The following is a 24,051-nucleotide window of genomic DNA, read 5'->3' as shown; positions in this document are numbered from 1 at the left end:
TCGCGGCAGGGATTCCAGCCCCTCCGGCGCGTGGGATCAGCCCAGTTCGCGGTGGCGGGAGCGGAGGGCGGTGGAGCCCGCTTCCGTCAGGCGGCCGAAGAGGCGGAGGCGGGAGATGCCGCCGTCGGGGAAGATGTCCACGCGCGCGTGGGTGCCGACGGCGGTCTCGGGCAGCACGAAGCGGTGGTTCGTGTCGGGCTGCAGCCGGGTGCGCGGCAGCACCTCCACCCACGCCCCTTCGTCACCGTCGCGCACGGACACCGAGGCCCACCCCGCCGAGTTCCCCTTGAGATACGCGGTGTCGATCTCCAGAGCCCGCACGGAGGCCTGCGCCACGAGCCGGTAGCGGATCCAGTCGTGCCCCTGGTCGCGCCGCCGCCGCGTCTCCCACCCGTCGTCCATCTTGCGCGAACGCCCGGGCTGGATGGTGTGGGTGGCGGGCGAGTAGAAGCGGTCGGAGGCGTCCTCGACCTGGCCGCCGTTCTCCAGGGCGACGACGTCGAAGGTGCCGAGCGCGGTGAGCCAGTCGGGGTCGGCGACGACCTCTCCGTAGACCCGGAGGCGGGCTATGCCCCCGTCGGGGTGCTGGTTGACCCGCAGGTGGGTGAACCGCTGCGGCAGGTCCACGGCGAAGCCGTTCGCGGCATGGCCCCCGACGGGCGTGCGCGGGACGAGCACGGTCCACTTGACGTCGTCGGCGAGGAGCTCCTCGGGTGTCGGCGCCCCGTCGACGGCCGTGCCCTCGATGGACACCGCCTGCGGGTAGTTGCCCCGGAAGTGGGCGGTGTCGACGACGACGCCGTGGACGACGCCGGGCGCGCCGAGCCGGACGAGGGCCCAGTCGTGGTCGTCCTCGGTGGGCCAGGGCTGCTCGGCGGACACGCCGCGGCGGCGCCGGGTCTCCCAGCCGTCCATGACCTTGCCCTTGTGCCCGAAGTGCTCGGGGTCGAACTCGGCCGCGCCCGGCAGGAGCAGGTTCTCGCGCATCGCGAAGAACTCGTCGTTGGCGGCGATGACTCCGGCGCCGAGCTGCCGGTCGGCGAGGTTCGCGTACTGGGTGAAGGGGAAGTCGGCGGTGCGGTAGTCGGCGTAGGGCTCGCCGCCGCCGTAGGGGTTGGCGTCGCCGGTGAAGGTGGCCACAAGGGATTGATGCCGTGCCGTCACAGTGATCAGTTCTTCCTTTCCAGGAGTCGGCCCGAGGGGGCGGTGAACTCACCCTCGGACACAATGCGTTGGCCCCGCAGCCAGGTGGACTTGACGACGCCGCTGAGGGTCTTGCCCGCGTACGCGGTGACGCGGTTGCGGTGCTGCAGCCGGGCGGGGTCCACGGTGAAGGTCTCGTCGGGCGCGAGGACCGCGAAGTCGGCGTCGCGGCCCGCCTCGATGGCGCCCTTGCGGTCGAGGCCGACCAGGCGCGCCGGGTGGGTGGACATCCAGCGCGCCACGTCCGCCAGGCCGTGGCCGCGCGCGCGGGCGGCCGTCCACACGGCGGGCAGGCTCAGCTGGAGGCCGGAGATGCCGCCCCAGGCGGTGGCGAAGTCCGCCGTCTTGAGGTCGGCGGTGGACGGGGAGTGGTCGGTGACGACGCAGTCGATGGTGCCGTCGGCGAGCGCCTGCCAGAGCAGGTCCTGATTGGCCGCCTCGCGGATGGGCGGGCAGCACTTGAACTCGCTCGCCCCGTCGGGGACTTCCTCGGCGGTGAGCGTGAGGTAGTGCGGACAGGTCTCGACGGTCAGCCGGACGCCCTCGCGCCTGGCCGCGGCGATCAGCGGCAGGGCGTCGGACGAGGACAGGTGCAGGACGTGCACGCGGGCGCCGATGCGCCGGGCCAGGGCGATGAGGCCCTCGATGGCGGTGTCCTCGGAGACGCGCGGCCGGGTCGCCAGGTAGTCCGCGTACCTGGGTCCGCCGCGGGCGGGCGCGGCGGCCAGCTCGCGCGGGTCCTCGGCGTGCACGATGAGCAGCCCGCCGAACCCGGCGATCTCCCCCATGGAGGCGGCGAGTTGATCGTGGTCGAGCTCCGGGAACTCGTCCACGCCCGAGGGCGAGAGGAAGCACTTGAAGCCGTAGACGCCCGCGTCGTGCAGGGGCCTGAGGTCCTTCACGTTGTCGGGCAGGGCGCCGCCCCAGAAGCCGACGTCGATGTGCGCCTTGGGCCGGGCGACGTCCTGCTTCGTACGGAGGTGACCGACGGTCGTCGTCGGCGGCAGGGAGTTGAGCGGCATGTCGACGAGCGTCGTGATGCCGCCGGCGGCGGCCGCGCGGGTGGCCGTCCAAAAGCCCTCCCACTCGGTGCGGCCGGGGTCGTTGACGTGCACGTGCGTGTCGACGAGCCCGGGCAGCAGCGCGTGGTCGCCGACGTCCTCCAGGCGGGCGCCGGGCTCCACGGGCGCGTCGTGGGGACGTACTGCCACGATCGTGCCGCCGCTGACGGCGACGGACGCGGCGCGCGCCCCCTCGGGGGTGATGACGCGCGTCGAGCGCAGCACCAGTTCGACGTCGGACACCGCGACCCCTCTCCGTATGGGCCCCACGCGTGGGGCCTGCTGGGCCCCTACCGGCGGGCCTGGGTTCCGGCGGCCTTCCGGCCAGCGGAATTCAACGTTCTGTTGAAGGAGTTTTCACTTCGCCGCGGGCCGAGTCAAGGGTCTATACGTTTCCACAAAGTGGAAGTAGAATTCCGTAGTTCAGAACGTAGCTCCGTACAACCCACACCGCCCTGGGCGCTCCGACCGCCTCGCGGGAGACCGGACAAACACGCACTGACCGGCACGGACGGCCCGCCCGCGCCGGATACGCCCCCGCAGGCGCCCGGTAGGCTGCATACCGCCTGCCAGTCGAAAGGAACGCGCCGTGCCGACGTCCAGCGCCAGCACCACCGACGCCGCGAAGTCCTCCGCTCCCGCGCCCGCGAGCGGGGGCGTCCAGTCCCTCGAGCGCGCCTTCGACCTGCTCGAGCGGATGGCCGACGCCGGGGGCGAGGTCGGGCTCAGCGAGCTGTCCGCGAGCAGCGGGCTCCCGCTGCCGACCATCCACCGGCTGATGCGCACGCTCGTCGCCTGCGGGTACGTCCGCCAGCAGCCCAACCGGCGGTACGCGCTCGGCCCCCGCCTGATCCGCCTCGGCGAGTCCGCCTCCCGGCTGCTCGGCACCTGGGCGCGCCCCTACCTCGCCCGCCTGGTCGAGGAGACCGGCGAGACGGCGAACATGGCGCTGCTCGACGGCGACGAGGTCGTGTACGTGGCGCAGGTGCCGTCCAAGCACTCCATGCGGATGTTCACCGAGGTGGGGCGGCGGGTCCTGCCGCACTCCACCGGGGTGGGCAAGGCGCTGCTCGCGCACACGCCGCCGGACGAGGTGCGGGCGCTGCTCGCGCGCACGGGGATGCCCGCCGCCACGGAGAAGACCATCACCACGCCGGACGGCTTCCTCGACGCGCTCGAAGAGGTCCGCCGGGCGGGGTACGCGGTCGACGACAACGAACAGGAGATCGGCGTGCGCTGCCTCGCCGTCTCCGTCCCCGACTCCCCCACGGCCGCGGCGATCTCCATCTCGGGCCCCGCGGGCCGCGTCACCGACGAGGCCACGCGCCTCATCGTCCCCGTCCTCCAACAGGTCGCGACGGAACTCTCCACCGCCCTGGCCAGCTCGGGCCCGTCGGCGTAGTCCCTCGCGGTGCGCCCCTGGCCCGCCCCTTCACGCACTGGGGCTGGAAGATCCAGCCCGTCCGGCGTTTGAGGACGAGGCGCGAAGCGCCGAAAAGCGGGGGTCTGGGGGCGGAGCCCCCAGGAATCGGGAAGGGGCGCCCGCGCGCGGAGCGCGCTGATGGACACAGCGGGGCGCCACCCACGAGGGCGCCTCAGCCGTAAGCCTCGCGAAAGCGTTCCACCGCGCCCCGCACCCCGCCCAGCGCCCCCGTCAAGGCACTGACCGAGCCGATCGACCCCGCGACCAATAAGAGGGACCGCCGCAGCCGGCGGAGATCGGGCGCGCCCGCCGCAGCCATCGCGGCCAACGCCGCCAACTCGTCCTCCGCGATCGCCCGATCGGGGAACTCCCCCGGATAGGAGGCCAGTTCACGGCGCAGCCGGGACACCGCGGCCCGCAGCTCCGTCACCCGCGGATCCTCGTAGCCGCCTGTCGCCGCTCTCTGCCCCATGCTCCGCAACACAGCTCTCCCCCTCGCACGTCGTTGTGCGGCAGCCGCACCTTTCGGCCACGCCCCGGCCGGAACAGGGTCCCCAGAAGCCATGCGGTAAGCAAGGGTCATGACCGAATCACTGTCACCCGCCCCGTCCGCCCCCGCCGCCGATGTCGCCGGTCTGCTGCTCGCCGCGGGCGGCGGACGGCGCCTGGGCGGCTGTCCGAAGGCCCTGCTCGACCACCGCGGGGAGCTGTTCGTGGAGCGCGCCGCGCGGGCCCTGCGCGAGGGCGGCTGCACCCGTGTGCACATCGTGCTCGGGGCCACCGCCGACGTCGTACGGGAGCAGGCGACGCTCCCCGGGTGCGTGCTCGTGGACAACCCGGACTGGCGGGAAGGGATGGGGAGTTCGCTGCGCGCGGGCCTGGCGTCGCTGCGGGACACCGGGGCGCGGGCCGCGCTCGTCACGCTCGTGGACCAGCCCGGCATCGGCGCGGCCGCGGTGGCCCGGCTGCTCGCCGCGTACCGCTCCCCCGCCGATCTCGCGGCCGCCGCGTACGACGGCGAGCGCGGCCATCCGGTCCTGTTCGGCGCGGACCACTGGGACGGCGTCGCGGCGGCCGCGACGGGCGACCAGGGGGCCCGCGCCTACCTCAAGGAGCACGCGGCCGCGCTCACGCTCGTGGAGTGCGGGGACATCGCGGAGCCGTACGACATCGACACGTTCTCGGACCTGGAACGACTGGAATGAAGAGGGCGGGCGGAGGGACGCGGGCGCCGTCGGCACGACCGCCCCGGCGCCCCCTGGCCTCCCCGCCGCACCCCTGCTCCACTGGGAGTGACGGCCGTGGCACTCTGCGCCGCGTTCTGTCGACGAAGAGAATCTCGACATCAACAAACGATTGAACTTCCACCATGAGGAAACTAGTATCCACTGTTCAGAAGCGCCTGACCCGGTGGACGGCGCCCACGGCCGTGTCCCGGCACCGTGGCACGCGGTGCCATATGACCGGGCCGACGGTCGTTCCGCCGCCACCGCCGCGCCGCCCGTGAAGCACGCTCGCTGAAGGAAGTGACAGCTCATGTCCGCACCAGCGCCGTCCCCGCTGGCCATCGTCGACGCCGAGCCCCTGCCCCGGCAGGAAGAGGTCCTGACCGACGCGGCGCTCGCCTTCGTGGCCGAGCTGCACCGGCGGTTCACCCCGCGCCGTGACGAGCTCCTGGCCCGCCGCGCCGAACGGCGCGCCGAGATCGCCCGCACCTCCGCCCTGGACTTCCTGCCGGAGACCGCCGCCGTCCGCGCGGACGACTCCTGGAAGGTGGCGCCCGCCCCGGCCGCCCTGAACGACCGCCGGGTCGAGATCACCGGCCCCACCGACCGCAAGATGACCATCAACGCGCTCAACTCGGGCGCGCGGGTCTGGCTCGCCGACTTCGAGGACGCCTCCGCCCCCACCTGGGAGAACGTGATCCTCGGCCAGCTCAACCTGACCGACGCCTATGAGCGCCGCATCGACTTCACCGACGAGCGCACCGGCAAGTCGTACGCCCTGAAGGACGCGGGCGAACTCGCCACCGTCGTGATGCGCCCGCGCGGCTGGCACCTGAACGAGCGGCACCTCACGGACGCGGACGGCACCCCGGTCCCGGGCGCCCTCGTCGACTTCGGCCTGTACTTCTTCCACAACGCCCAGCGCCTCATCGACCTCGGCAAGGGCCCGTACTTCTACCTCCCGAAGACGGAGTCGCACCTGGAGGCCCGCCTCTGGAACGAGATCTTCGTCTTCGCGCAGGACTACGTCGGCGTCCCGCAGGGCACCGTCCGCGCCACCGTCCTCATCGAGACGATCACGGCCGCGTACGAGATGGAGGAGATCCTCTACGCACTGCGCGACCACGCCTCCGGGCTGAACGCCGGACGCTGGGACTACCTCTTCTCCATCGTCAAGAACTTCCGCGACGGCGGCCAGAAGTTCGTCCTGCCGGACCGCAACCTGGTCACGATGACGGCCCCGTTCATGCGCGCCTACACCGAACTGCTCGTGCGCACCTGCCACAAGCGCGGCGCACACGCCATCGGCGGCATGGCGGCCTTCATCCCGTCCCGCAAGGACGCCGAGGTCAACAAGGTCGCCTTCGAGAAGGTCCGCGCCGACAAGGACCGCGAGGCGGGCGACGGCTTCGACGGCTCCTGGGTCGCCCACCCCGACCTGGTGCCCATCGCCCTGGAGTCCTTCGACAAGGTCCTCGGCGACAGGCCGAACCAGAAGGACCGCCTGCGCGAGGACGTCTCCGTCGCCCCCGGCGACCTGATCGCCATCGACTCGCTCGACGCCAAGCCCACCTACGCGGGCCTGGTCAACGCCGTGCAGGTCGGCATCCGCTACATCGAGGCCTGGCTGCGCGGCCTCGGCGCGGTCGCCATCTTCAACCTCATGGAGGACGCGGCCACCGCCGAGATCTCCCGCTCCCAGATCTGGCAGTGGATCAACGCGGGCGTCGTCTTCGAGGACGGCAAGGCCGCCACCGCGGACCTGGCCCGCGAGGTCGCCGCCGCCGAACTGGCCGCGATCCGCACCGAGATCGGCGAGGACGCCTTCACGGCGGGCAAGTGGCAGGAGGCCCACGACCTCCTCCTCCAGGTCTCCCTGGACGCCGACTACGCGGACTTCCTCACCCTCCCCGCGTACGAGCGCCTGCGCTGACGTCAGGCCTTGGGATCCGAGTGGCCCAGGCTTCGGCCCGGGGCCACTCGGTCGCGTACCAGGCGCTTGACGGCCGTGGGCTCCGGGAAGCCCTGTTCGCGGCGGTCCCAGACCGGCTCGCCGTCGACGCGGACGACGAAGACGCCGCCCGTGCCCGGCTTGAGGGCGAGGTCGGTGAGCTCCGCCTCGAAGGTGGTCAGGAGTTCCTGGGCGAGCCAGGCCGCGCGGGGCAGCCAGCGGCACTGGGTGCAGTACTCGATCTCTACGCGATGGCTCATGGGTACCTCTTCGCGGGGCGCGGGTCGGGCTTGCCGTGCAGGTTGGGGACCTTCTTCAGCCAGGCGGGGCGGCCCGCCTCGGTGGCCCGGGCGCGGCTCTCGTCCTCGGCGGCGAGCTGGGCCCGGGACGGGAAGTCGGTGGGCAGCCAGGCCGCGGAGGCGCGGGCGCGGGCCGTCAGGCAGGTGACGTAGGCCGTGCGCAGCTCGTCGGGGGTGGCGAAGCCCGGCTCGTCGGCGAGCCAGGCGTCGGGGACGTCCGCGGTGATCGCCCGCAGCAGCTCCTCCGTCACCCGCGGCGCGAGCTCCGCGTCGGCCGCCCGCGTGTCGGGGCCGTAGCGGCCGAGCGCGTGCTGGCGGACGTCGTACGCCTTCTCGGCGGTGGCGAGGACCGACGCGGCGTCCCAGCGGTGGTGGAAGACGAGGGCGGCCCCGTGGTCGATGAGCCACAGCTGCGGCGGGCGGACGCCGAACGTGGGCCAGACCATGAGGTTCGAGCTGTGCACGGTGCGGTCGACGTTGGCGGTGAGGGCGTCGAGCCAGACCACCTTGCCCGCTTCCAGCGGGTCCACGTCGAGCTCGGTGTCCGGGGTGAAGTCGTGGGCTCCGGGCAGATAGTCCATGCCCAGGTTGAGGCCCGCGCTGCGGTGCAGCAGGTCCTGGACCTCCTGGTGCGGCTCGTGCGCGGCGACAGCCGGGTCGAAGTGGGCGAGGACCAGCTCGGGCACGCGCAGGCCGAGCCTGCGGGCCAGCTCCCCGACGATGACCTCGGCGACCAGCGCCTTGCGGCCCTGCGCGGAGCCGGTGAACTTCAAGACGTAGGTCCCGAGGTCGTCGGCCTCGACGACGCCGGGCACGGAGCCGCCCGCCCGCAGGGGTTCCAGATATCGAACAGCCGTCACTTCTCGCAGCACACCCGCCACCCTAACCGGCGCCCTCAACTGCTTTTTTGGAGCGGACGGACCTTGATCCATAGGATCCGCTGATGATCACCAGAAAACGGCTCGCGGCGGGCACCTGTGCCCTGTTCGCGGCCCTGAGCATGGGGCTCGCGCCCAGCGCCGCGTACGCGGCCGACGAACCGGACGAGGGCGGGGCGAAGCCCAAGGTCGAGCTCCTCCTCGACGTCAGCGGTTCGATGCGGGCCCGCGACATCGACGGCAAGAGCCGGATGGCCGCGGCGAAGCAGGCCTTCAACGAGGTGCTCGACGCCACCCCCGAGGACGTCGAGCTCGGCATCCGCACCCTCGGCGCCAACTACCGCGGGGACGACCGCAAGACCGGCTGCAAGGACACCGAGCAGCTCTACCCGGTGGGCCCGCTCGACCGCAGGGACGCCAAGACCGCGGTGGCCACCCTCTCGCCGACCGGCTGGACCCCGATCGGCCCGGCCCTGCTGAAGGCCGCCGACGACCTGAAGGGCGGCGAGGGCTCGCGCCGCATCGTCCTCATCAGCGACGGCGAGGACACCTGCCAGCCCCTCGACCCGTGCGAGGTGGCGCGGGAGATCGCGGCCAAGGGCATCAACCTGACCGTCGACACCCTGGGCCTGGTCCCGAACACCAAGATGCGCGCGCAGCTGAGCTGCATCGCCGAGGCCACCGGCGGCACGTACACCTCCATCCGGCACACCGACGAACTCACCGACCGGGTGGGCCAGCTGGTGGACCGCGCGGCCGATCCGGTCGTCAACCCCGTGGCCGTGGACGGCGCCGCCAGCTGCTCGGCCGCGCCGGAGCTCAAGCCGGGCCTGTACACGGACCGCGCCGGGTTCGGCGAGCACCGCTGGTACCGCGTGGACGTGGCGCCGGGCAAGGAGCTGCGCGCCTCGGTGAGCGTGGGCGCCGACCGGGCCGTGAACAACGACTACGGCGTTCTGCTCCGGGCCGTCACCAAGCACGACCGCGAGATCGTGCGCGGCTCCGAGGCCGGGGACGGCCGTACCGACGTGATCTCCACCGGGCTCCGGTATCCGAAGCCCGAGCGGGACGACGACGAGGACGGCGCCGACGAGAAGGAGACCGTCTGCCTCCAGGTGTCGCACTCCTACTCGGCCGCCGCCGGGGCCGCCGCCAAGGGCAAGCCCGGTCTGCCGGTCGAGCTGGCCGTCGACGTCGTGGACGCGCCCGACGGCTCGTCCGACGTGGCGGCCTTCGGCCTCGGCCGCGGCTGGTGGCTGCTCGGCGCGCTCGTGCTCACCGGCTTCGTCGGCGGTGTGCTGTGGGGCTGGCTCTCGCGCTGGCGCGTCGCTGTCTGGAGGACGAACTGATGCGTACGAAACGTCTGCTGGCGGCCGCCGGGCTGCTCGGCCTCAGCGCCCTCCTCGCCTCCGGCCCCGCGTTCGCGGCCTCCGGTGACGACGGCAAGGAGCGCACGGACGCGGGCACGTCCTTCCGTACGGCGACGGAGATCGAGCAGGGCCACAAGGCCACGGCGAGCGCCTCGTCCGGTGACTACCTGTACTGGTCCTTCCCCGCGGACTCCGGTCAGCGGCCCACGGTCAAGGCGACCGTGAAGCTGCCCGGGTCCGCCGCGGGGGCGTCCGACGCCAAGTGGCGGATCGACGTGTACGACGGTCTGCGGCGCCGCCAGTCCTGCATGTACGGCATGCAGGCGCGCAAGGCCGCGGGCGAATCGGTGGAGCTCGCCTGCACCCTGCGCACGGTGCGCGCCTGGTCGGAGCCGTGGGCCAACGATCCGCTGCCGGGCACGTACTACGTGCGCCTGACGGCGACCGGCCTGCGGACCGCCGATCTGGGCCAGCCGGTCACCGCCGAGGTCGAGGCCACGTCGAAGGACGTCGGCGGCTCGGCGGCGGTGGACGGCACCCTGGGCGACCCGCTCGTGCCGGGCTCCAAGCCCTCCGCGGCCGAGCCCGAGGACGGCTGGTCCTCCGGGTGGTGGACGGACCGCTGGGTCTGGACGGGCGTCGGCGGTGTCCTCGCGGCGCTCGCGGGCGTGGGCGGCTACACCCTGACGCGCGGCAACGGCAGGCCTCCGGCCGCTCCGCCCGGCGTCTGAGGGCGCGGCACCCGCAGAGGGAGTCCAGAGGCGAGGCACCCACAGAGGGGGTCCAGGGGCGCGGCAGCCCCCGGGCCCCCTCACCCTTCTCGCAACGCCTTGGCCAGCGGGCCGTCCCCGGTCACGGCGATCCGCCCGCCGCGCACCCCGTCGGCCACGCTCAGCGTCCCCCGCCCGACCTCGACGGCCGTCCCGGCGTCGAGGGTCATGCGCGCGTCGGGCTCCTCGGGCGCGGGCCCGTCCCCGTACGCGACGGTCCCGTCGCCGCCCATGCGCACGTGGAATTCGCCCTCCTCCAGGCTCAGCTCCACCAGGCCCTCCTCCAGGGCGACGGCGTCGAGGAGCGGCAGCGCGAACCAGTGGGCGCGCACCGCGTCGGTGGGCCGGCGCTCGGCGAGTTCGGGGGCGCCCCAGGCGGCGAGGGCCCGCAGGACGGGCGTCAGGTCCCGGCCGCGCCCGGTGAGTTCGTAGACGTACGCGGAGGCGGGCGGCGGCAGTCGACGGCGGGTGGCGAGGCCCGACTGCTCCAGGTCCTTCAGGCGCGAGGCGAGCACGTCGGTGCTGACGCCCGGCAGGTCGGCGTGCAGATCGGTGTAGCGGCGCGGACCGATGAGCAGTTCGCGGACGATCAGCAGGGTCCAGCGGTCGCCGACGGCGTCGAGGGCGCGGGCGGCGGCACAGAACTGGTCGTAGCTACGGCGCGGTCGAGGTGGCATGCGTCGCAGTGTAGACAAGCTGTTGGACTTTCCAAGCTCAAGCTTGGTAAAACCAAGGAACCCACGCTACGGGAGGCACACCGCATGGAGTTCCGGCAGTCCAGCAAGCTCAGCGAGGTCTGTTACGAGATCCGGGGCCCGGTCATCGAGCACGCGAACGCCCTGGAGGAGGCGGGCCACAGCGTGCTGCGCCTGAACACCGGCAACCCGGCCCTGTTCGGCTTCGAGGCGCCCGAGGAGATCGTCCAGGACATGATCCGGATGCTCCCGAGCGCCCACGGCTACACGGACTCGCGGGGCGTCCTCTCCGCCCGCCGCGCCGTGGCGCAGCGCTACCAGGCGCTGGGCATCGACGACGTCTCCGTAGATGACGTCTTTCTCGGCAACGGCGTGTCCGAGCTGGTCACGATGGCCGTGCAGGCGCTCCTTGAGGACGGCGACGAAGTCCTCATCCCGGCTCCCGACTTCCCGCTGTGGACGGCCGTGACCACCCTCTCCGGGGGCAAGGCCGTGCACTACCTGTGCGACGAGCAGGCCGACTGGTACCCCGACCTCGACGACATGGCCGCGAAGATCACCGACCGCACCAAGGCCGTCGTGATCATCAACCCGAACAACCCGACGGGCGCCGTCTACCCGCGCGAGGTCCTCGAAGGCATCCTCGACCTGGCACGGCGGCACGGCCTGATGGTGTTCGCCGACGAGATCTACGACCAGATCCTGTACGACGACGCGGTGCACCACAGCGTCGCCGCGCTGGCCCCCGACCTGGTGGTCCTCACCTTCTGCGGGCTCTCCAAGACGTACCGGGTGGCGGGCTTCCGCTCCGGCTGGCTGGTCGTGACGGGCCCCAAGCAGCACGCGCGGGACTATCTGGAGGGCCTGACGATGCTGGCCTCCATGCGCCTGTGCGCCAACGCGCCCGCCCAGTACGCGATCCAGGCCGCGCTCGGCGGCCGGCAGTCCATCCACGAGCTGACCGCGCCGGGCGGCCGCCTGCACGAGCAGCGCGACCGCGCCTGGCAGAAGCTCAACGAGATCCCCGGGGTCAGCTGTGTGAAGCCGAAGGGCGCCCTGTACGCCTTCGCGCGCCTGGACCCCAAGGTGCACGCCATCCACGACGACGAGAAGTTCGTCCTCGACCTGCTCCTCCAGGAGAAGATCCAGGTCGTCCAGGGCACCGGCTTCAACTGGCCGCACCCGGACCACTTCCGCATCCTGACGCTCCCGTACGCTGACGACCTCGACGCGGCGATCAGCCGCATCGGCCGCTTCCTGAGCGGTTATCGCCAGTAGCCTCCGCGGCCTCGACCGGGGCCGCCACCGCGACGAGGAGCACGCCCGTGGCCGCCTGCCCCACCTGCCAGGTCCCGTCCCTGACCCAGTTCGCCTCGCCCGGCCTGGTCGGGAAGATCGTGTACGAGGGCCACGACGCCGCCGACGACCCCGCCTGGCGCGATTCGGGCGCGGCCACGCTCGACGACTACGCGCGCTGGTGCAAGCACCTGTGCGGGCTCGCCTGTCTGCGGATGGCGCTCGGCCCGGACGCCCCGTCGCTCTTCGAGCTGCGCGACGGGGCCCTGAAGTACGGCGCGTACACGGAGGACCCGCACGACGGCACGATCAAGGGCCTGATCTACGCGCCGTTCGTCGAGTACGCGCGCGAGACGCACGGCATCGAGGCGTCGGTGCACCGCCGGCTGACGCTCGACGAGGTGGTCGACCTCGTCGACACCGGGCACACGGTCATCACGTCCGTGCACTTCGAGATCCGCCGCCCGGAGCGCCCGGCGCCCGGCAGGGGCGGGCACCTGGTCCTGGTCACGGCGCGCACGGCGGACGGGAGCCTGCACTTCCACAACCCGTCGGGGATCGACGCGCCCACGCGCACGGCACAGCTCCCGCGCGCGGAGTTCGAGCCGTTCTTCGCCGGACGCGGTGTATCCATGCGCTGACCGACAGTCATGACAGGACGTCACCCGTCCTGTCAGGATGGCTCGATGATGCACTCAGGCAGGGTCGCCGTGGTGGGCGGCAGCGTCGCGGGCTGCGCGGCCGCACTGGCCGCGCACCGGGGCGGCGCGGACGAGATCACCGTGTACGAGCGGGCCGCGGGCCGCCTCGCCGACCGGGGCGTGGGCCTCGCCGTCCACAACTCCCGCTACGCGGAGCTGGAGTCGGCGGGCTACCTGGACGCGGACATGCAGTGGGTGCAGCTCGTCAGACGCCACTGGTACGTGCGCGACGACGCGGCGGCTGACCCGCGCGGGCACGCGGTCGCGGTGATGCCCTTCCCGTTCCGGACGTACAACTGGGGTCCGCTGTGGGGCGAGTTGCGGCGCCGGGTGCCCGAGACGGTCACGTTCCGCACCGCCACCGCGGTCACCGGGGTGCGGGCCTGCCCGGGAGGGGCCGTGGTGGAGACGGACGACGGCACGGAGCGCTTCGACGTGGTGGTGGGCGCGGACGGCTACCGCTCGGTGGTGCGCGAGGCGGCGTTCCCCGGCGTGCGCGCCGAGTACGCGGGCTATCTGGCGTGGCGCGGCGCGTACCCGGAGGAGCGCCTGTCGGAGCCGGACCTGTGGGGCGTAGAGGACTGCGTGTACGCCGTGTTCGACGGCGGCCACGTGATCCTCTACCGCATCCCCGACGGGACGGGCGGGCGGCGGGTGAACTGGGTGCTGTACACGGCGCCGCCCCGCGGCCTGGACGCGGACCTGGGCTTCGACCATCCGCGGAGCCTGCCGCCCGGCACCCTCACGGACGCCCTGAGCGGCCATCTGGCGTACGTGGCCGACGTGCTGCTCCCGCCCTACTGGGGAGCGGTGGTGCGCGCCACCGCACCGGCCGAGGTGTTCGTCCAGCCCATGTACGACTACACGGCGCCGCGCTACACCGAGGGCCGGGTGCTGCTCGCGGGCGACGCGGCGACGGTGGCCCGTCCGCACACGGGCGCGGGCGCGGTGAAGGCCCTCCAGGACGCCACCGTCCTGGAGTCCGCCATCACCACGGCGGTGACCTGGCCGGACGCCCTGGATTCCTACGACGCCGACCGCACCGTCGCGGGCCGCACCATGGTCGACCTGGGGCGGCGCCTGGGCCGCGCCCTGGTGCAGGAGACCCCCGACTGGCGCTCCCTCGGCCAGGGCGGCATGGAGGCGTGGTGGCAGCGGGCGGACGGCGCGGGAGCCTTCGGCGGGCGGGAGCTGCGGCGCGGGTGAGCCCCCTCTCCATGACGTACGGATCATGGAATACGAGCACCCTCCGCGCGGTTCGCACTGAGCGGAACCGAGCAGAACGGAACGCACATGGGTGATCTCCTCCTGGTCCGGCACGGCGAGACCGAATGGTCCCTGTCCGGGCAGCACACGAGCTGGACGGACATCCCCCTCACGGAGCACGGCCGCGAGCAGGCGCGGTCGCTTGCGCCGCTGATCGGGAGGTACCGGGTCGACGCGGCGTTCACCAGCCCGCGCCTGCGGGCCCGCGAGACCGCGGCGCTCACGGGCTTCGCGGACGCGCGCGTGGACGACGACCTGGCCGAGTGGGACTACGGGGCGTACGAGGGCGTGACGACGGTGGAGATCCACCGGACGCGGCCCGACTGGTTCCTGTTCACGGACGGCGTCGCCGCGGGTCCGCCCGAGCATCCGGGCGAGTCCCCCGAGCAGGTGGGCGCGCGGGCCGACCGCATGCTGGCCAAGGTCGACGCGGCCCTCGCCAACACGGAGGGCAGCGTGCTCCTCGTGGCCCACGGCCACTTCCTCCGCGTCCTCGCCGCCCGCCGCCTGTGCCTCCCGCCGTCGGCGGGGGCCCACTTCCAACTGGCCACGGGCACGGTGAGCCGCCTCAGCTACGAACACGGCCGCCCGGTGGTGGCCACCTGGAACCTCCGGCCGTCGGCGTAGATCGCGCCATCGCGCTCGCGCGGAGCGCGATGGGGCAGGACCGGAGCTAAGCCCGGCGTGGGGACACCAGAACGTACCGCCGTCCCGTCCGGGCGTCGCCGTGCTCGCTGACCAGCCACCCCGCCCGCTCAAGGACCGCGCCGCAGGCCCGCACGCCTTCGCTCGTCTCCTCCCGCACCTCGACCACGTCCGGCTGCACCGCGTCCACCACGCGGTACCCCTCCCGGCCGGGCCCCGCCGGCGTCCGGCCCGCCGCCTCCAGGGCTATCGCCACGGCCCGCACCTGGTGCGCCCGCTCCCACGCGCAGGGCGTCTCCCGGTCGCCGCCGGGGTTCGTCATGCGCCGCATCTCGACGATGCCGAGCCAGGCGCCGCGCACCTCCCGGGCCCGCGCGGGCCCGTCCTCGCCGGGCCGGTCCTGCTCGGTGCCGGTGCGGGCCGCGAACACCCCGGACTCCGCCTCCACCGGCGCCGTCTCGGGGACGGCCCCCGCCGGCTCCTCCCGCACGCGGTGGCCCGCGGGTGTCAGGAAGTACGCGTGCGGCGGACGGGGGTGCCGGAAGGCCAGCTGGAGCCGCACCAGCGCGGTGAGTTGCGCCTCCGTCCCACGCAGGCGCCCCGTCACGGGGTCCGCCTCCGCGATGATGCGCCGCTGCGCGGCGGTAGTCGGCTTGGCCATGCCTCCGATGGTGCCGCACCCCACTGACATCGGCCTCTCCAGGCACCGCAACGGGGCGGCAGGGATGCACCCCCGGCCGCCCCATGGCCCTATGCGGTTGAGGCGTTCACGCAGCGCGCCTGAACCGCAGGCTCAGACATGCGCCTTGACTTGGCGCACAGGCTGCCCCAGCGCCTCAGCGACCAAAGCGAGTTCCCCCTCACTGAACCAGTCCCGCTGCGGGTTCCGGACAGTGATCTCAAACTGAGCGAACCACACGGCCAGTCGTAGTTCAGTACGTTCAGAGACGTGTGGGCCCCGCAGCAAGGCACAGTGACCGTGAGATCAGCGAAGCCGCTCTCGCCGTGCGTTCCCATCCGGTCCGCCCACCATCCGATGTCGAGGGGAGCGTCGCAGCGAGGGCATTCGATCCTGTCCAGGTTCGCACCGCAGTCGACGAAGGTGGCTGTGTCGTACCACATCACCTCGACCTCGCCGGTGTCACCGCTCCCGGTGGCGAACTCCGTGAGAACTGCGGCGGCCCGGTCGGCCGCATCCTGGCCGGGCTGCCAGTGCGGATTGCTCGGGATAACCGACAGCTTGTCGTCACTCATCGCATGCCTCGTCTTTCATCAAGGTCTGCGAATATTTTCTTGATTAAAGCCGCTTGGGCGCGGGCGGCGATCGTGGTGCTGGCCGCCGCGGACGCCCTCGTGGCGTGGTAGGCGGTCTTCCCGGCTTGGCTCACCCCGGGGGGTGGGCAGGCCCGGGGAGCTCGGTCTGGAATGCCGGGAAGTCGTGTGGAGTTGAATGCCCTGCAAGGCGTGTACCGCACAGAAGAGGGAGCACCGTGGCGCAGCAGCAGGGGGGATCCGGAGCGGGGGCGTACTCCGTCGGGATCGTCGTTCGGGGGTACGAGACGGACTCGCAGGGGCATTTGAATCAGGCCGTCTATCTGCAGTACGCGGAGCACGCGCGGTGGTCGATGCTGTTGGAGGCGGGGATCCGGCAGGCGGATCTGATCGAGAAGGGCGTCGGGCCGGTGGCGTTGGAGAACACGCTGCGGTATCGCAGTGAGTTGCGGGCCGGGGACGAGGTGTCCGTGTCGTGCCGGTTCGTGTGGGGCGAGCGGAAGACCTTCCGGGTCGAGCAGGTCTTCACCAAGCCGGACGGCACGGTCGCCGCGGAGCTGACCGGCGTGGCAGGGCTGCTCGATCTGAAGGAGCGGCGGATGGTCGAGGACCCGAAGGAGTACTTCCGGGCGCTCGCGACGGACGTCCGGGTCCTCGGCCTGTAGGCGTCAGGCGGCTGCGAGCGCCGCCAGGTCCTCGGTGTCCAGGGTGAGCGCGGCCGCCGCCACGTTCTCCTCCAGGTGTGCCGGTGAGGACGTGCCGGGGATGGCGAGGACCGCCGGGGACACGGAGAGGGACCAGGCGAGCCCGACCTGCGCGGGGCTCGCGCCGTGCCGGTCCGCGACCCGGCGCAGCGCGGCGATGTGCGGGGCCCCCGCGCCGCCGAGCGGGAAGAACGGTACGAAGGCGATGTTCTGGCGGGCGCACAGTTCCACCAGGGCGTCGGCCTCGGCGTCACGGGACACCGGGCTGTAGCGGTTCTGCACGGCGGCGACGGGTGCGATCGCCTGGGCCTCGGCGAGCTGCGCGGCGGTGGCGTTGCTGACGCCGAGGTGCCGGATGAGGCCCTCTTCGCGCAGTTCGGCGAGGGCTTCGAAGCGGCCTTCGCCGGGGCCGTCCTGGCTGAGGAAGCGCAGGTAGACGAGGTCGAGGCGGTCGACGCCGAGCTGGCGCAGGTTCCGGTGCACGTCGGCCTTGAGCTTCGCGGGGCCCGCGGCGTCGAGCCAGTCGTGGTCCGGGGAGCGGTCGGGGCCGACCTTCGTGGCGATCACCAGGTCGTCGGGGTAGGGGTGCAGGGCCTGCCGGATGAAGGCGTTGGCGGACAGGTCCTTGTAGAAGTAGAACGCGGCCGTGTCGATGTGGTCGACGCCGAGTTCGACGGCGCGGCGCAGCACGGCGACGGCCGCCTCGGGGTCGCCCGCGGGGCCCTCCCAGGTGCGGCCGGGCAGCCGCATCGCGCCGAAGCCCATGCGGTTCACCGGCAGGTCGCCTCCCACGGTCCAGCGTCCTGCTGCGGAGGCGGGTGACCCTGTCTCGTGCGGGGTGGTGTTCTCGTGCGGCATGGGGACGATTCTGGAGCCGGTGGGAGCCGGGAGCGGGAGGGTGGCAGGTTGTTGCCAGCCGGGGCCGCGCCGGCGCCCGAGCAAGAGAGAGGTGAGTGGGATGAGCGGGGCGTACGAGGACGTCGTCACGCTGCGCGGGGAGCGCGAGCTGGTGCTGCGCGCCGGGGACCTGTTCGCCGCCGCGCGCGAGGAGTTCCTGTGCGGGGCCGCCGACCTGGTCACCTGGTCCGGCGGCGTCAACGCCGTCTTCGCCGACGGCAAGCGCCCGCCCCTGCCGAAGCCCGCGCCGCGCGACGGCCTCGTCATGCGCAAGGTGTACACGCGGCAGGCGCTCGGCGACCCGTACTCGGAGCGGCGGCTCACGGCGATCGCCGCGTCCGGCGCGGACGTCCGCATCTCGTCGGCGCCCCTCGCCCGCGAGGCCATCGTCATCGACCGGCGGATCGCCGTCCTCGCCGGTTCGGAGTCCCGGGGGCCGCGTACGTACACGGTGGTGCGGGTGCCCGAGGTCGTCGACGGGGTGCGGTCGCTGCTGTACGCCACGTGGGAGGCGGCCGAGCCGCTCGCCGATGCCCTGCGGGCGTCCGTGCCCGCCCTTGACGAGGAGGCCCGCCTCGTCCTGGGCGCCTTGAGCGACGGCCTGACCGATGAGGCCGGGGCCCGGCGGCTCGGGATGTCCTTGCGGACGTATCGGCGGCGGGTCGCGGAGCTCATGGCCGGGGTGGGGGCGACGTCTCGCTTCCAGGCGGGGGTGCGGGTGCGGGGGCGGTAGGCCTCGCGGGCGCGCCCCAGGCCCGCCCCTTCCCGAACAAGGGGGCTCCGCCCCCTTGAACCCCCGAATCGGCGCTCCGCGCCTCGTCCTCAAACGCCGGACGGGCTGGATGGTGTCGGTCGCGGACGTCATTCCGGTCGTTGTCGGGGCGGTCGCGGTCGGCGGGGCGCATGGCGTGTGCGCCGCTGCGTGGCATCGCGCGCCCCCTCACCCTCCCCTTGCACGGCAGACGTTGGCGATATCTGCCCATCTGACGGGCATTTAGGGCCACTGCCCCTCATGGCCGCATTTCGTCTGCCTGTGGTGCCGGGTGTGCCGTGAGAGTGAGCCGGTGTACAGGCCGGTGGCATCCGTCACCTGTCCGCCCCGAAGAAGCGGAGGACAAACGCCATGCCCGATGTCAACCTTCCCAACGGCCGCTACGTCATCGGAGCCCACATCGGCTTCCGGATCGTCCTCACTCCCACCCCGCACGCCGTCCAGCACGGCCGGCCCGTGATCGCGGCACCCGAGCTGATCCCCCCGATCGCCCAGGAATGGGTCATCGAGCGCGCCAGCGAGGACCTGCCGGGGCAGTACCACATACGTCCCTACGTCGGCCCGTCCGACCAGTACCTGACCTACACCGGCGAAGAGGTCTTCGTCAGCCAGGGTTCGCCGACCCCCTGGCGGATCCAGCCCACCCCGTCCGGGCTCCAGATCACCTCGGACAAGGGGCTCGTCGTGCGCGCCGAGTACATCGGCAGTCACGTCAAGCTGGCCCAGGAGGACGACACGCCCAACGAGGCCTGGTCGTTCCACTTCATCGGCCCCGCCGACTAGCGGTCCCTGTCCCAGCCGCCCCGGCCACGCCCCTGCGCGTGACCGGGGCCCACCTCTGTTCAGGCGAGCGGCAGCCGCGCCCACACCGTCTTGCCGATCTCCCGGCCCTCCACGCCCCACGCCTCGGCGAGCGCCGCTACGAGGACGAGTCCGCGGCCCGACTCCGCTTCGTCCGACGGCACTTCGACCGACTCCGGCGGCGCGCACTCCGCGCGCGTGTCCGACGTCTCGATCCGCAGCGCCCCCGCGAGCAGCAGCAGCCTCAGCTCGAAGCTGCGCCCGGGAACCCGCCCGTGCGTCACCGCGTTCGCGGCCAGCTCCGCGACGATCTGGGCCGCCGCGTCGGAGAGTTCGCTGCCGTAAGGGATTCCCCAGCCGTTCAGCTGGTCGCGCGCGAGCGTTCTCGCCCGGCGGGCCCCGCGCGGGCTGGCGCTGATACGCCGTGTGAACACATGTGCTGGTGTGGGGGTTTGTACCTGGGGTGGCATGCGGTCCACGGTGACCGTGTGAACGCGCGGTTCGGGAGGCACCAAACTCGTACGCTCCGTAAGTGTACGAGTGCGAAACGTAGACAGTGGGGGTGACTGCCCGTAAGCATGGGCGCGTTGGCGGGGACGGTAAGCGAGCGTCAGGGGATACCCGTGATGTCGTCAAGCACGCAGGGCTCTCAGGAGCCCGAACCGACCGATGGGCTCAAGGCGTTCGGCGCCGCGCTCAAGAGCTTCCGCAAGCGGGCCGGGTACACACAGGAGTCCCTGGCCCCCGAGATCGGGTACTCGACACACTTCATCGCATCCATCGAGCAGGGCAGGCGCTTTCCGCCACCACGCTTCGTGGACCAGACGGAGGCCACGCTGGACGCCTTCGGGACGCTGCGGCTCATGGTGAACCAGCTTTCGCGGCAGCGGGGGTTGGCCGCGTGGTTCCGCCAGTGGGCTCGCCTTGAGCAGGAAGCCCTCACCCTCTACACGTACGAGTGCCGCCTGATTCCGGGCCTGTTGCAGACACCCGCGTACGCGGAGCGGCTGTTCGCCAATCAGCTTCCACCCTTGGGCGACGAGCAGATCCAGGCCCAGCTCGCGGCACGCGTGGAGCGCCAGAAACTCCTCACGGACCGGCCGAACACGGCGTACAGCTTCATCCTGGAAGAGCATCTGTTCCTGCGGAGCATGGGTGGGGACGAGGTCACTCGGGGGGTCATCGACCACATCCTCCAGCTCGCCGAGCGCCGGAACATCGAGATTCAGATCATGCCGCTGAGGCGCGAGACGCACTCAGGGCTCGACGGTCCCATCCAGCTGTTGGAAACCCCTGAGAACAGGTGGTTCGCGTACTGCGAAGGCCAGCGGTCCGGCCAGCTTCTCTCCGACCCGAAAGAGATCAGCGTGCTCCAGATGCGGTATGCCAGGATGCGCTCACAGGCTCTCTCCTTCGAACACTCGGTGAGCCTGCTGGAGCGGATGCGAGGAGCATGATGAGCACCCTCAAACTGGCCTGGTTCAAAAGCAGTTACAGCAGCGGAAGTTCGGGCGACTGCGTAGAGGTCGCTCTCTCCTGGCGCAAGTCCAGCCACAGCAGCGGCGGAGACGGTGACTGCGTAGAGGTAGCCACCTGCCCCACCACCATCCACATCCGTGACTCCAAGCGCCCGGCCGGACCCCAGCTCACGGTCACCCCGGAGGCGTGGGCCGACTTCGTCCCGTACGCGGGCAGCGGTCAGTAGCCCACCCGCAGCGCGTGCGCGCTGAGCACCGGCGCCAAGGGCTGGTGGTACGTCGTCCCGCCCGAGGTGCAGTTGCCGCTGCCGCCGACCAGGAAGCCGAGCGCGGCGTCGCCGCTGAAGGTGGGGCCGCCGGAGTCGCCGGGCTCGGCGCAGACGGTCGCGGCGAACAGGCCGGTGACCGTGCCCTGCGGGTAGGTGATCGACACGTTCGTCGCCGTGACCCGGCCGCAGCGCATGCCCGTCGTGGGTCCCGAGCGGCAGACGGACTGGCCCACGACGGGGTTCGCGGCGCGGTTGATGCGGATGATCTGGACCCCGGCGGCGACCTCGCTCGGATACGAGTAGTCGGGGTTGGTGAACCGCACGAGCGCGTAGTCCTTGCCGGGGAAGACGGCCGTCTCGGTGATGCCCACCTGGGTGGTGAGGCCCGGGTCGGCGTACCACTTGGTGCCGACGCCGCCGCAGTGGCCCGCCATGATGCCGTAGTAGTGGGTGCCGTTGGTGGCGTTGAAGGAGACGACGCACCGCCCGGCGGGGCTGAAGAGCAGGGTGCCGCCGCGCAGCGGTGTCTGCGCCGGGGCGGCCGTGGCGGCGGGCGCCGCCATCAGGGCGAACGCGCCGATGAGTACGGCACATAAGAGTCGGGCGACGGCGGTACGGGGCCTCATGGCGCCTCCAGTGCGGGGAAGGGTGGGGGCGCCGCCATTGTGGCGGAGTGACCGTAACGCAGGCGATCGGACGGACGCCGACCGTTACAGAGGCGGGTAGCGCGGGCGTGGTGATCCTTTCGGTTGGGCAAAAGGCATTGATGCCGCACAGGTCGGCGAACCATGCTGAGGCGGACGGGGAAGATCGACCGCAGACCGACCGAAAGGCAGCACCCATGGACGACGTCACCGCGATCGGACCGGCATGACGGCGGTAGTCACGGACCTCATCACGTATCCGGTCAAGGGATGTGCCGGGGTGGCGCTCACGGAGAGCGGTCTGACTCCGGCGGGCCTCACGCACGACCGCGCGTTCATGGTGGTCGACGACTCCGGCGTGTACCGCACGCAGCGCAAGGACACCCGGCTCGCGGTGATCCGCCCCGAGGTGAGCTGGGACGGCGGACGGCTCACGCTGCGGGCCCCGGACGTGGAGCCGCTGGAGATCGAGGTGGACACCGAGTCGCCGCGCTGCGACGTGGACCTGTTCGGGGCGCCGTTCCGGGCCGTCGACCAGGGCGCGGACGCGGCCCGGTGGCTGTCGGACGTGCTCGGCACGGACTGCCGTCTGGTGCGGGTGCCGCCGGAGCACGACCGGGTCACCGACGGGCTCCACCCCGGCACGTCCGGCTTCGCCGACAGCGGCGCCCTGCACCTGCTGTCACGGTCCTCGTACGACGACCTCAACGCGCGCATCGAGGCCGCCGGTCGCGCTCCGGTGACCCTGAGCCGGTTGCGGCCCAACGTCGTCGTCGACGGGTGGGACGCGCCGCACACGGAGGACGCGGTCCGCAACGTCGGCATCGGCAACACCGAGCTGGGCTTCGCCAAGCTCGCGGTGCGCTGCGCGGTGACCCTCGTCGACCAGGACTCGGGCGAGCGGGCGGGGCCCGAGCCGCTGCGTACGTTGGCCACGTATCGGCGGCAGCCGGGCGGAGGGGTTTCCCTCGGGGCCAAGTTCTCCGTGCTGCGCACGGGCAAGTTGACCCTTGGCGATGAACTGGACGTCACCGTCTGGGAGTCTGCCGCCGAGTAGTCGTCTGCGGGTGCATGGGGGTGGTTCGCGCAGTTCCCCGCGCCCCTTACGGGGCGCCCCCCCGCATTTTGAAGCGGACGCTTCAGAACATGCTACCGTCCACCCTGGTTTTGAAGCGACCGCTCCAAAACAAACACACCTACTCCAGGGGGACACCCATGCCGCTCGCCGTCTACGTGTTGGCGCTCGGGATCTTCACGCAAGGGACATCGGAGTTCATGCTGTCCGGGCTGCTGCCGGGCATGGCGGAGGACTTGGGGGTGTCCGTTCCCGACGCGGGGCTGCTGATCTCGGCGTTCGCGATCGGCATGGTCGTCGGGGCGCCGCTGCTCGCGGTGGCGACGCTGCGCTGGCCGCGCCGGACGGCCCTGGTGATCCTGCAAGCCGTGTTCGTGGCGGGCCACGTGGTGGGCGCGGTGGCGCCGGGCTACGGCCTCCTCTTCGCGACGCGGATCGTCAGCGCGCTCGCGTACGCGGGGTTCTGGGGCGTGGCCGTGGCGACGGCGGTCGCGCTCGTGCCGGGCGAGGCGAAGAGCAAGGCGGTGGCCCTGGTCGCGGGCGGTCTGACCCTCGCGACGATCGTCGGCGTACCGGCGGGCACCGTACTGAGTCAGTCGGCGGGATGGCGGGCCGCGTTCTGGGCGGTCGCGGCGGCGACGGTGGTGAGCCTGGTGTGCACGGTGGTGGCGGTGCCGGGCGGCGCCCGGAGCGAGCGCGGCGCGGCCCCTTCCGTGCGGACGGAGCTGCGCGGCATGGCGCGGCCCCAGCTGTGGCTGTCATACGCCGTCACGGCCTTCGCCTTCGGCGCGGTGATCGTGACCTTCAGCTATCTGGCCGCACTGCTGACCGACGAGACGGGCCTGAGCGAGGGGTGGGTGCCCGCGGTGCTCGCGCTGTTCGGCGCGGGCGGCATGCTCGGCCTGGTCATCGGCGGCCGGACCGCCCGGACGCACGCGGTGGCCACGCTCGCGTGGGGGCTCGGCGCGCTCGCGGCGATCTCGGCGGTGCTCGCGCTGACCGCGGGCTCGGCGGTGGCCGTCGTGGTGGCGCTCGTCTTCCTGCTGGGCATGGCGGGGTACGTCACCAACCCCGCCCTCCAGTCACGGGTGTTCACGCTCGCGCCGGGCGCGCCCACGCTCGTCGACGCGACCAACACGGCCGCGTTCAACGTCGGCAACACCCTCGCGCCGATGCTCGGCGGTCTCGCCATCGACGCGGGCTACGGGTACGCGGCCGTGGCCTGGGTCGGGGCGGGGCTCGCGGCCCTCGGCTGCGCGGCGGCGGTGTGGGCGGGGATGCTGGAGCGGCGGACCGCCCCAGCACCTTCCGTTTCGGCGTCGGCCAGTTTTGAAAAGGTATTCCAAAACGGATAG

Annotated in this window: 27 protein-coding genes; 16 read left to right on the top strand and 11 right to left on the bottom strand. The window is 72.3% G+C overall.

Features of this window, described 5'->3' with window-relative positions; genetic code table 11:
- Positions 1-36 precede the first annotated feature (36 nt).
- The gene (gene alc / locus IG74_RS0100300; RefSeq protein WP_420709843.1) at positions 37-1,140 is read right to left on the bottom strand and encodes an allantoicase; all 1,104 of its coding nucleotides are present in this window, start codon (positions 1,138-1,140) and stop codon (positions 37-39) included.
- 29 nt (positions 1,141-1,169) lie between these two features.
- Positions 1,170-2,507 carry an allantoinase AllB gene (allB, locus tag IG74_RS0100295; protein WP_030667499.1) on the bottom strand — a complete coding sequence of 446 codons (1,338 nt, stop codon included), beginning with the start codon at positions 2,505-2,507 and terminating at the stop codon, positions 1,170-1,172.
- A gap of 346 nt (positions 2,508-2,853) precedes the next feature.
- On the opposite strand from allB, the gene IG74_RS0100290 reads away from it, so the two are divergent.
- Positions 2,854-3,666: an IclR family transcriptional regulator gene (locus IG74_RS0100290; RefSeq protein ID WP_030667482.1), complete on the top strand. Its 813-nt coding sequence runs from the start codon at positions 2,854-2,856 to the stop codon at positions 3,664-3,666.
- A 193-nt stretch (positions 3,667-3,859) separates the two neighbouring features.
- Here IG74_RS0100290 and IG74_RS0100285 read toward each other — a convergent pair whose 3' ends face one another.
- Positions 3,860-4,171 carry a DUF5955 family protein gene (locus tag IG74_RS0100285; protein ID WP_030667479.1) on the bottom strand — a complete coding sequence of 104 codons (312 nt, stop codon included), beginning with the start codon at positions 4,169-4,171 and terminating at the stop codon, positions 3,860-3,862.
- 97 nt (positions 4,172-4,268) lie between these two features.
- On the opposite strand from IG74_RS0100285, the gene IG74_RS0100280 reads away from it, so the two are divergent.
- Both IG74_RS0100280 and aceB read left to right on the top strand, forming a co-directional pair.
- Positions 4,269-4,892 (top strand): nucleotidyltransferase family protein, encoded by a 624-nt coding sequence (locus IG74_RS0100280; protein WP_030667476.1) that lies wholly within the window; start codon positions 4,269-4,271, stop codon positions 4,890-4,892.
- Between the two features lie 331 nt (positions 4,893-5,223).
- Positions 5,224-6,846 (top strand): malate synthase A, encoded by a 1,623-nt coding sequence (gene aceB, locus IG74_RS0100275; protein ID WP_030667473.1) that lies wholly within the window; start codon positions 5,224-5,226, stop codon positions 6,844-6,846.
- Between the two features lie 2 nt (positions 6,847-6,848).
- Here the strand turns inward: aceB and IG74_RS0100270 are convergent, their stop codons facing one another.
- The gene (locus IG74_RS0100270) at positions 6,849-7,124 is read right to left on the bottom strand and encodes a SelT/SelW/SelH family protein (RefSeq protein ID WP_030667471.1); all 276 of its coding nucleotides are present in this window, start codon (positions 7,122-7,124) and stop codon (positions 6,849-6,851) included.
- Complete coding sequence (locus IG74_RS0100265; protein WP_030667469.1) at positions 7,121-8,035, bottom strand: HipA family kinase; 915 nt, start codon at positions 8,033-8,035, stop codon at positions 7,121-7,123. The genes IG74_RS0100270 and IG74_RS0100265 overlap by 4 nt, the downstream gene beginning before the upstream one ends.
- Positions 8,036-8,106: 71 nt before the next feature.
- Between IG74_RS0100265 and IG74_RS0100260 the strand changes: the two genes are divergently transcribed.
- Together IG74_RS0100260 and IG74_RS0100255 are read left to right on the top strand one after the other, a co-directional pair.
- A complete protein-coding gene (locus IG74_RS0100260) occupies positions 8,107-9,390 on the top strand; it encodes a VWA domain-containing protein (RefSeq protein WP_030667466.1) in 1,284 nt (427 codons plus the stop codon).
- On the top strand, positions 9,390-10,142 hold the full coding sequence (locus IG74_RS0100255; protein WP_030667462.1) for a hypothetical protein: 753 nt from the start codon (positions 9,390-9,392) through the stop codon (positions 10,140-10,142). The genes IG74_RS0100260 and IG74_RS0100255 overlap by 1 nt, the downstream gene beginning before the upstream one ends.
- 80 nt (positions 10,143-10,222) lie before the next feature.
- On the opposite strand, the gene IG74_RS0100250 is transcribed toward IG74_RS0100255, so the two are convergent.
- A complete protein-coding gene (locus tag IG74_RS0100250) occupies positions 10,223-10,858 on the bottom strand; it encodes a winged helix-turn-helix transcriptional regulator (RefSeq protein ID WP_030667459.1) in 636 nt (211 codons plus the stop codon).
- An 84-nt stretch (positions 10,859-10,942) separates the two neighbouring features.
- On the opposite strand from IG74_RS0100250, the gene IG74_RS0100245 reads away from it, so the two are divergent.
- From IG74_RS0100245 to IG74_RS0100230, 4 genes are all read left to right on the top strand, one after another.
- Positions 10,943-12,154, top strand: coding sequence for a pyridoxal phosphate-dependent aminotransferase (locus tag IG74_RS0100245; protein ID WP_030667456.1), 1,212 nt, complete (start codon positions 10,943-10,945; stop codon positions 12,152-12,154).
- Positions 12,155-12,201: 47 nt separating this feature from the next.
- Positions 12,202-12,813 (top strand): C39 family peptidase, encoded by a 612-nt coding sequence (locus tag IG74_RS0100240; RefSeq protein ID WP_030667454.1) that lies wholly within the window; start codon positions 12,202-12,204, stop codon positions 12,811-12,813.
- 48 nt (positions 12,814-12,861) lie between these two features.
- A complete protein-coding gene (locus IG74_RS0100235) occupies positions 12,862-14,079 on the top strand; it encodes an FAD-dependent monooxygenase (RefSeq protein WP_030667451.1) in 1,218 nt (405 codons plus the stop codon).
- 87 nt (positions 14,080-14,166) lie between these two features.
- The gene (locus IG74_RS0100230) at positions 14,167-14,766 is read left to right on the top strand and encodes a histidine phosphatase family protein (protein ID WP_030667448.1); all 600 of its coding nucleotides are present in this window, start codon (positions 14,167-14,169) and stop codon (positions 14,764-14,766) included.
- A 46-nt stretch (positions 14,767-14,812) separates the two neighbouring features.
- Here IG74_RS0100230 and IG74_RS0100225 read toward each other — a convergent pair whose 3' ends face one another.
- Complete coding sequence (locus IG74_RS0100225; protein ID WP_030667446.1) at positions 14,813-15,445, bottom strand: hypothetical protein; 633 nt, start codon at positions 15,443-15,445, stop codon at positions 14,813-14,815.
- Positions 15,446-15,534: 89 nt separating this feature from the next.
- Positions 15,535-16,038 (bottom strand): hypothetical protein, encoded by a 504-nt coding sequence (locus IG74_RS45380; RefSeq protein WP_234334167.1) that lies wholly within the window; start codon positions 16,036-16,038, stop codon positions 15,535-15,537.
- A gap of 236 nt (positions 16,039-16,274) precedes the next feature.
- On the opposite strand from IG74_RS45380, the gene IG74_RS0100215 reads away from it, so the two are divergent.
- A complete protein-coding gene (locus IG74_RS0100215) occupies positions 16,275-16,721 on the top strand; it encodes an acyl-CoA thioesterase (protein ID WP_051854408.1) in 447 nt (148 codons plus the stop codon).
- A gap of 3 nt (positions 16,722-16,724) precedes the next feature.
- Here IG74_RS0100215 and IG74_RS0100210 read toward each other — a convergent pair whose 3' ends face one another.
- Positions 16,725-17,618: an oxidoreductase gene (locus IG74_RS0100210; RefSeq protein ID WP_051854407.1), complete on the bottom strand. Its 894-nt coding sequence runs from the start codon at positions 17,616-17,618 to the stop codon at positions 16,725-16,727.
- A gap of 100 nt (positions 17,619-17,718) precedes the next feature.
- Here IG74_RS0100210 and IG74_RS0100205 point away from each other — a divergent pair, with 100 nt between their 5' ends.
- Positions 17,719-18,390, top strand: a complete 672-nt coding sequence (locus IG74_RS0100205; RefSeq protein WP_037824122.1) for a hypothetical protein — start codon at positions 17,719-17,721, stop codon at positions 18,388-18,390.
- Positions 18,391-18,780: 390 nt separating this feature from the next.
- The gene (locus IG74_RS0100200; protein WP_030667435.1) at positions 18,781-19,212 is read left to right on the top strand and encodes a hypothetical protein; all 432 of its coding nucleotides are present in this window, start codon (positions 18,781-18,783) and stop codon (positions 19,210-19,212) included.
- A gap of 59 nt (positions 19,213-19,271) precedes the next feature.
- Here the strand turns inward: IG74_RS0100200 and IG74_RS0100195 are convergent, their stop codons facing one another.
- Entirely contained in the window at positions 19,272-19,664 is a 393-nt protein-coding gene (locus IG74_RS0100195; RefSeq protein WP_420709842.1) for an ATP-binding protein, read from the bottom strand.
- A gap of 192 nt (positions 19,665-19,856) precedes the next feature.
- On the opposite strand from IG74_RS0100195, the gene IG74_RS0100190 reads away from it, so the two are divergent.
- Both IG74_RS0100190 and IG74_RS0100185 read left to right on the top strand, forming a co-directional pair.
- Positions 19,857-20,687, top strand: coding sequence for a helix-turn-helix domain-containing protein (locus IG74_RS0100190; protein WP_030667428.1), 831 nt, complete (start codon positions 19,857-19,859; stop codon positions 20,685-20,687).
- On the top strand, positions 20,687-20,935 hold the full coding sequence (locus IG74_RS0100185; protein ID WP_030667425.1) for a DUF397 domain-containing protein: 249 nt from the start codon (positions 20,687-20,689) through the stop codon (positions 20,933-20,935). The genes IG74_RS0100190 and IG74_RS0100185 overlap by 1 nt, the downstream gene beginning before the upstream one ends.
- Here IG74_RS0100185 and IG74_RS0100180 read toward each other — a convergent pair.
- Positions 20,929-21,540, bottom strand: a complete 612-nt coding sequence (locus IG74_RS0100180; RefSeq protein ID WP_234334166.1) for a S1 family peptidase — start codon at positions 21,538-21,540, stop codon at positions 20,929-20,931. The two genes, IG74_RS0100185 and IG74_RS0100180, sit on opposite strands and share 7 nt — an antisense overlap.
- Before the next feature lie 307 nt (positions 21,541-21,847).
- Here IG74_RS0100180 and IG74_RS0100175 point away from each other — a divergent pair, with 307 nt between their 5' ends.
- Positions 21,848-22,678 (top strand): MOSC domain-containing protein, encoded by an 831-nt coding sequence (locus IG74_RS0100175; protein ID WP_030667420.1) that lies wholly within the window; start codon positions 21,848-21,850, stop codon positions 22,676-22,678.
- A gap of 158 nt (positions 22,679-22,836) precedes the next feature.
- A complete protein-coding gene (locus IG74_RS0100170) occupies positions 22,837-24,051 on the top strand; it encodes a Cmx/CmrA family chloramphenicol efflux MFS transporter (protein WP_030667417.1) in 1,215 nt (404 codons plus the stop codon).

This window comes from Streptomyces sp. NRRL B-1347 (genome assembly GCF_000720325.1).
Classification (GTDB): Bacteria; Actinomycetota; Actinomycetes; order Streptomycetales; family Streptomycetaceae; genus Streptomyces.
The sequence above is the reverse complement of the archived record's forward strand: the minus strand, read 5'-3'. Positions and strand labels throughout refer to the sequence as shown.

Bases quoted from the DNA above. Each gene is read 5' to 3' on its own strand.
- IG74_RS0100190 (WP_030667428.1), top strand. From the start codon at position 19,857: ATGTCGTCAAGCACGCAGGGCTCTCAGGAGCCCGAACCGACCGATGGG.
- IG74_RS0100225 (WP_030667446.1), bottom strand. From the start codon at position 15,445: ATGGCCAAGCCGACTACCGCCGCGCAGCGGCGCATCATCGCGGAGGCG.
- IG74_RS0100280 (WP_030667476.1), top strand. From the start codon at position 4,269: ATGACCGAATCACTGTCACCCGCCCCGTCCGCCCCCGCCGCCGATGTC.
- IG74_RS45380 (WP_234334167.1), bottom strand. From the start codon at position 16,038: ATGAGTGACGACAAGCTGTCGGTTATCCCGAGCAATCCGCACTGGCAG.
- IG74_RS0100260 (WP_030667466.1), top strand. From the start codon at position 8,107: ATGATCACCAGAAAACGGCTCGCGGCGGGCACCTGTGCCCTGTTCGCG.
- IG74_RS0100255 (WP_030667462.1), top strand. From the start codon at position 9,390: ATGCGTACGAAACGTCTGCTGGCGGCCGCCGGGCTGCTCGGCCTCAGC.
- IG74_RS0100185 (WP_030667425.1), top strand. From the start codon at position 20,687: ATGAGCACCCTCAAACTGGCCTGGTTCAAAAGCAGTTACAGCAGCGGA.
- IG74_RS0100205 (WP_037824122.1), top strand. From the start codon at position 17,719: ATGAGCGGGGCGTACGAGGACGTCGTCACGCTGCGCGGGGAGCGCGAG.
- IG74_RS0100230 (WP_030667448.1), top strand. From the start codon at position 14,167: ATGGGTGATCTCCTCCTGGTCCGGCACGGCGAGACCGAATGGTCCCTG.
- IG74_RS0100175 (WP_030667420.1), top strand. From the start codon at position 21,848: ATGACGGCGGTAGTCACGGACCTCATCACGTATCCGGTCAAGGGATGT.
- IG74_RS0100235 (WP_030667451.1), top strand. From the start codon at position 12,862: ATGCACTCAGGCAGGGTCGCCGTGGTGGGCGGCAGCGTCGCGGGCTGC.
- IG74_RS0100200 (WP_030667435.1), top strand. From the start codon at position 18,781: ATGCCCGATGTCAACCTTCCCAACGGCCGCTACGTCATCGGAGCCCAC.
- IG74_RS0100170 (WP_030667417.1), top strand. From the start codon at position 22,837: ATGCCGCTCGCCGTCTACGTGTTGGCGCTCGGGATCTTCACGCAAGGG.
- IG74_RS0100270 (WP_030667471.1), bottom strand. From the start codon at position 7,124: ATGAGCCATCGCGTAGAGATCGAGTACTGCACCCAGTGCCGCTGGCTG.
- IG74_RS0100210 (WP_051854407.1), bottom strand. From the start codon at position 17,618: ATGCCGCACGAGAACACCACCCCGCACGAGACAGGGTCACCCGCCTCC.
- IG74_RS0100245 (WP_030667456.1), top strand. From the start codon at position 10,943: ATGGAGTTCCGGCAGTCCAGCAAGCTCAGCGAGGTCTGTTACGAGATC.
- aceB (WP_030667473.1), top strand. From the start codon at position 5,224: ATGTCCGCACCAGCGCCGTCCCCGCTGGCCATCGTCGACGCCGAGCCC.
- IG74_RS0100250 (WP_030667459.1), bottom strand. From the start codon at position 10,858: ATGCCACCTCGACCGCGCCGTAGCTACGACCAGTTCTGTGCCGCCGCC.
- IG74_RS0100180 (WP_234334166.1), bottom strand. From the start codon at position 21,540: ATGGCGGCGCCCGCCGCCACGGCCGCCCCGGCGCAGACACCGCTGCGC.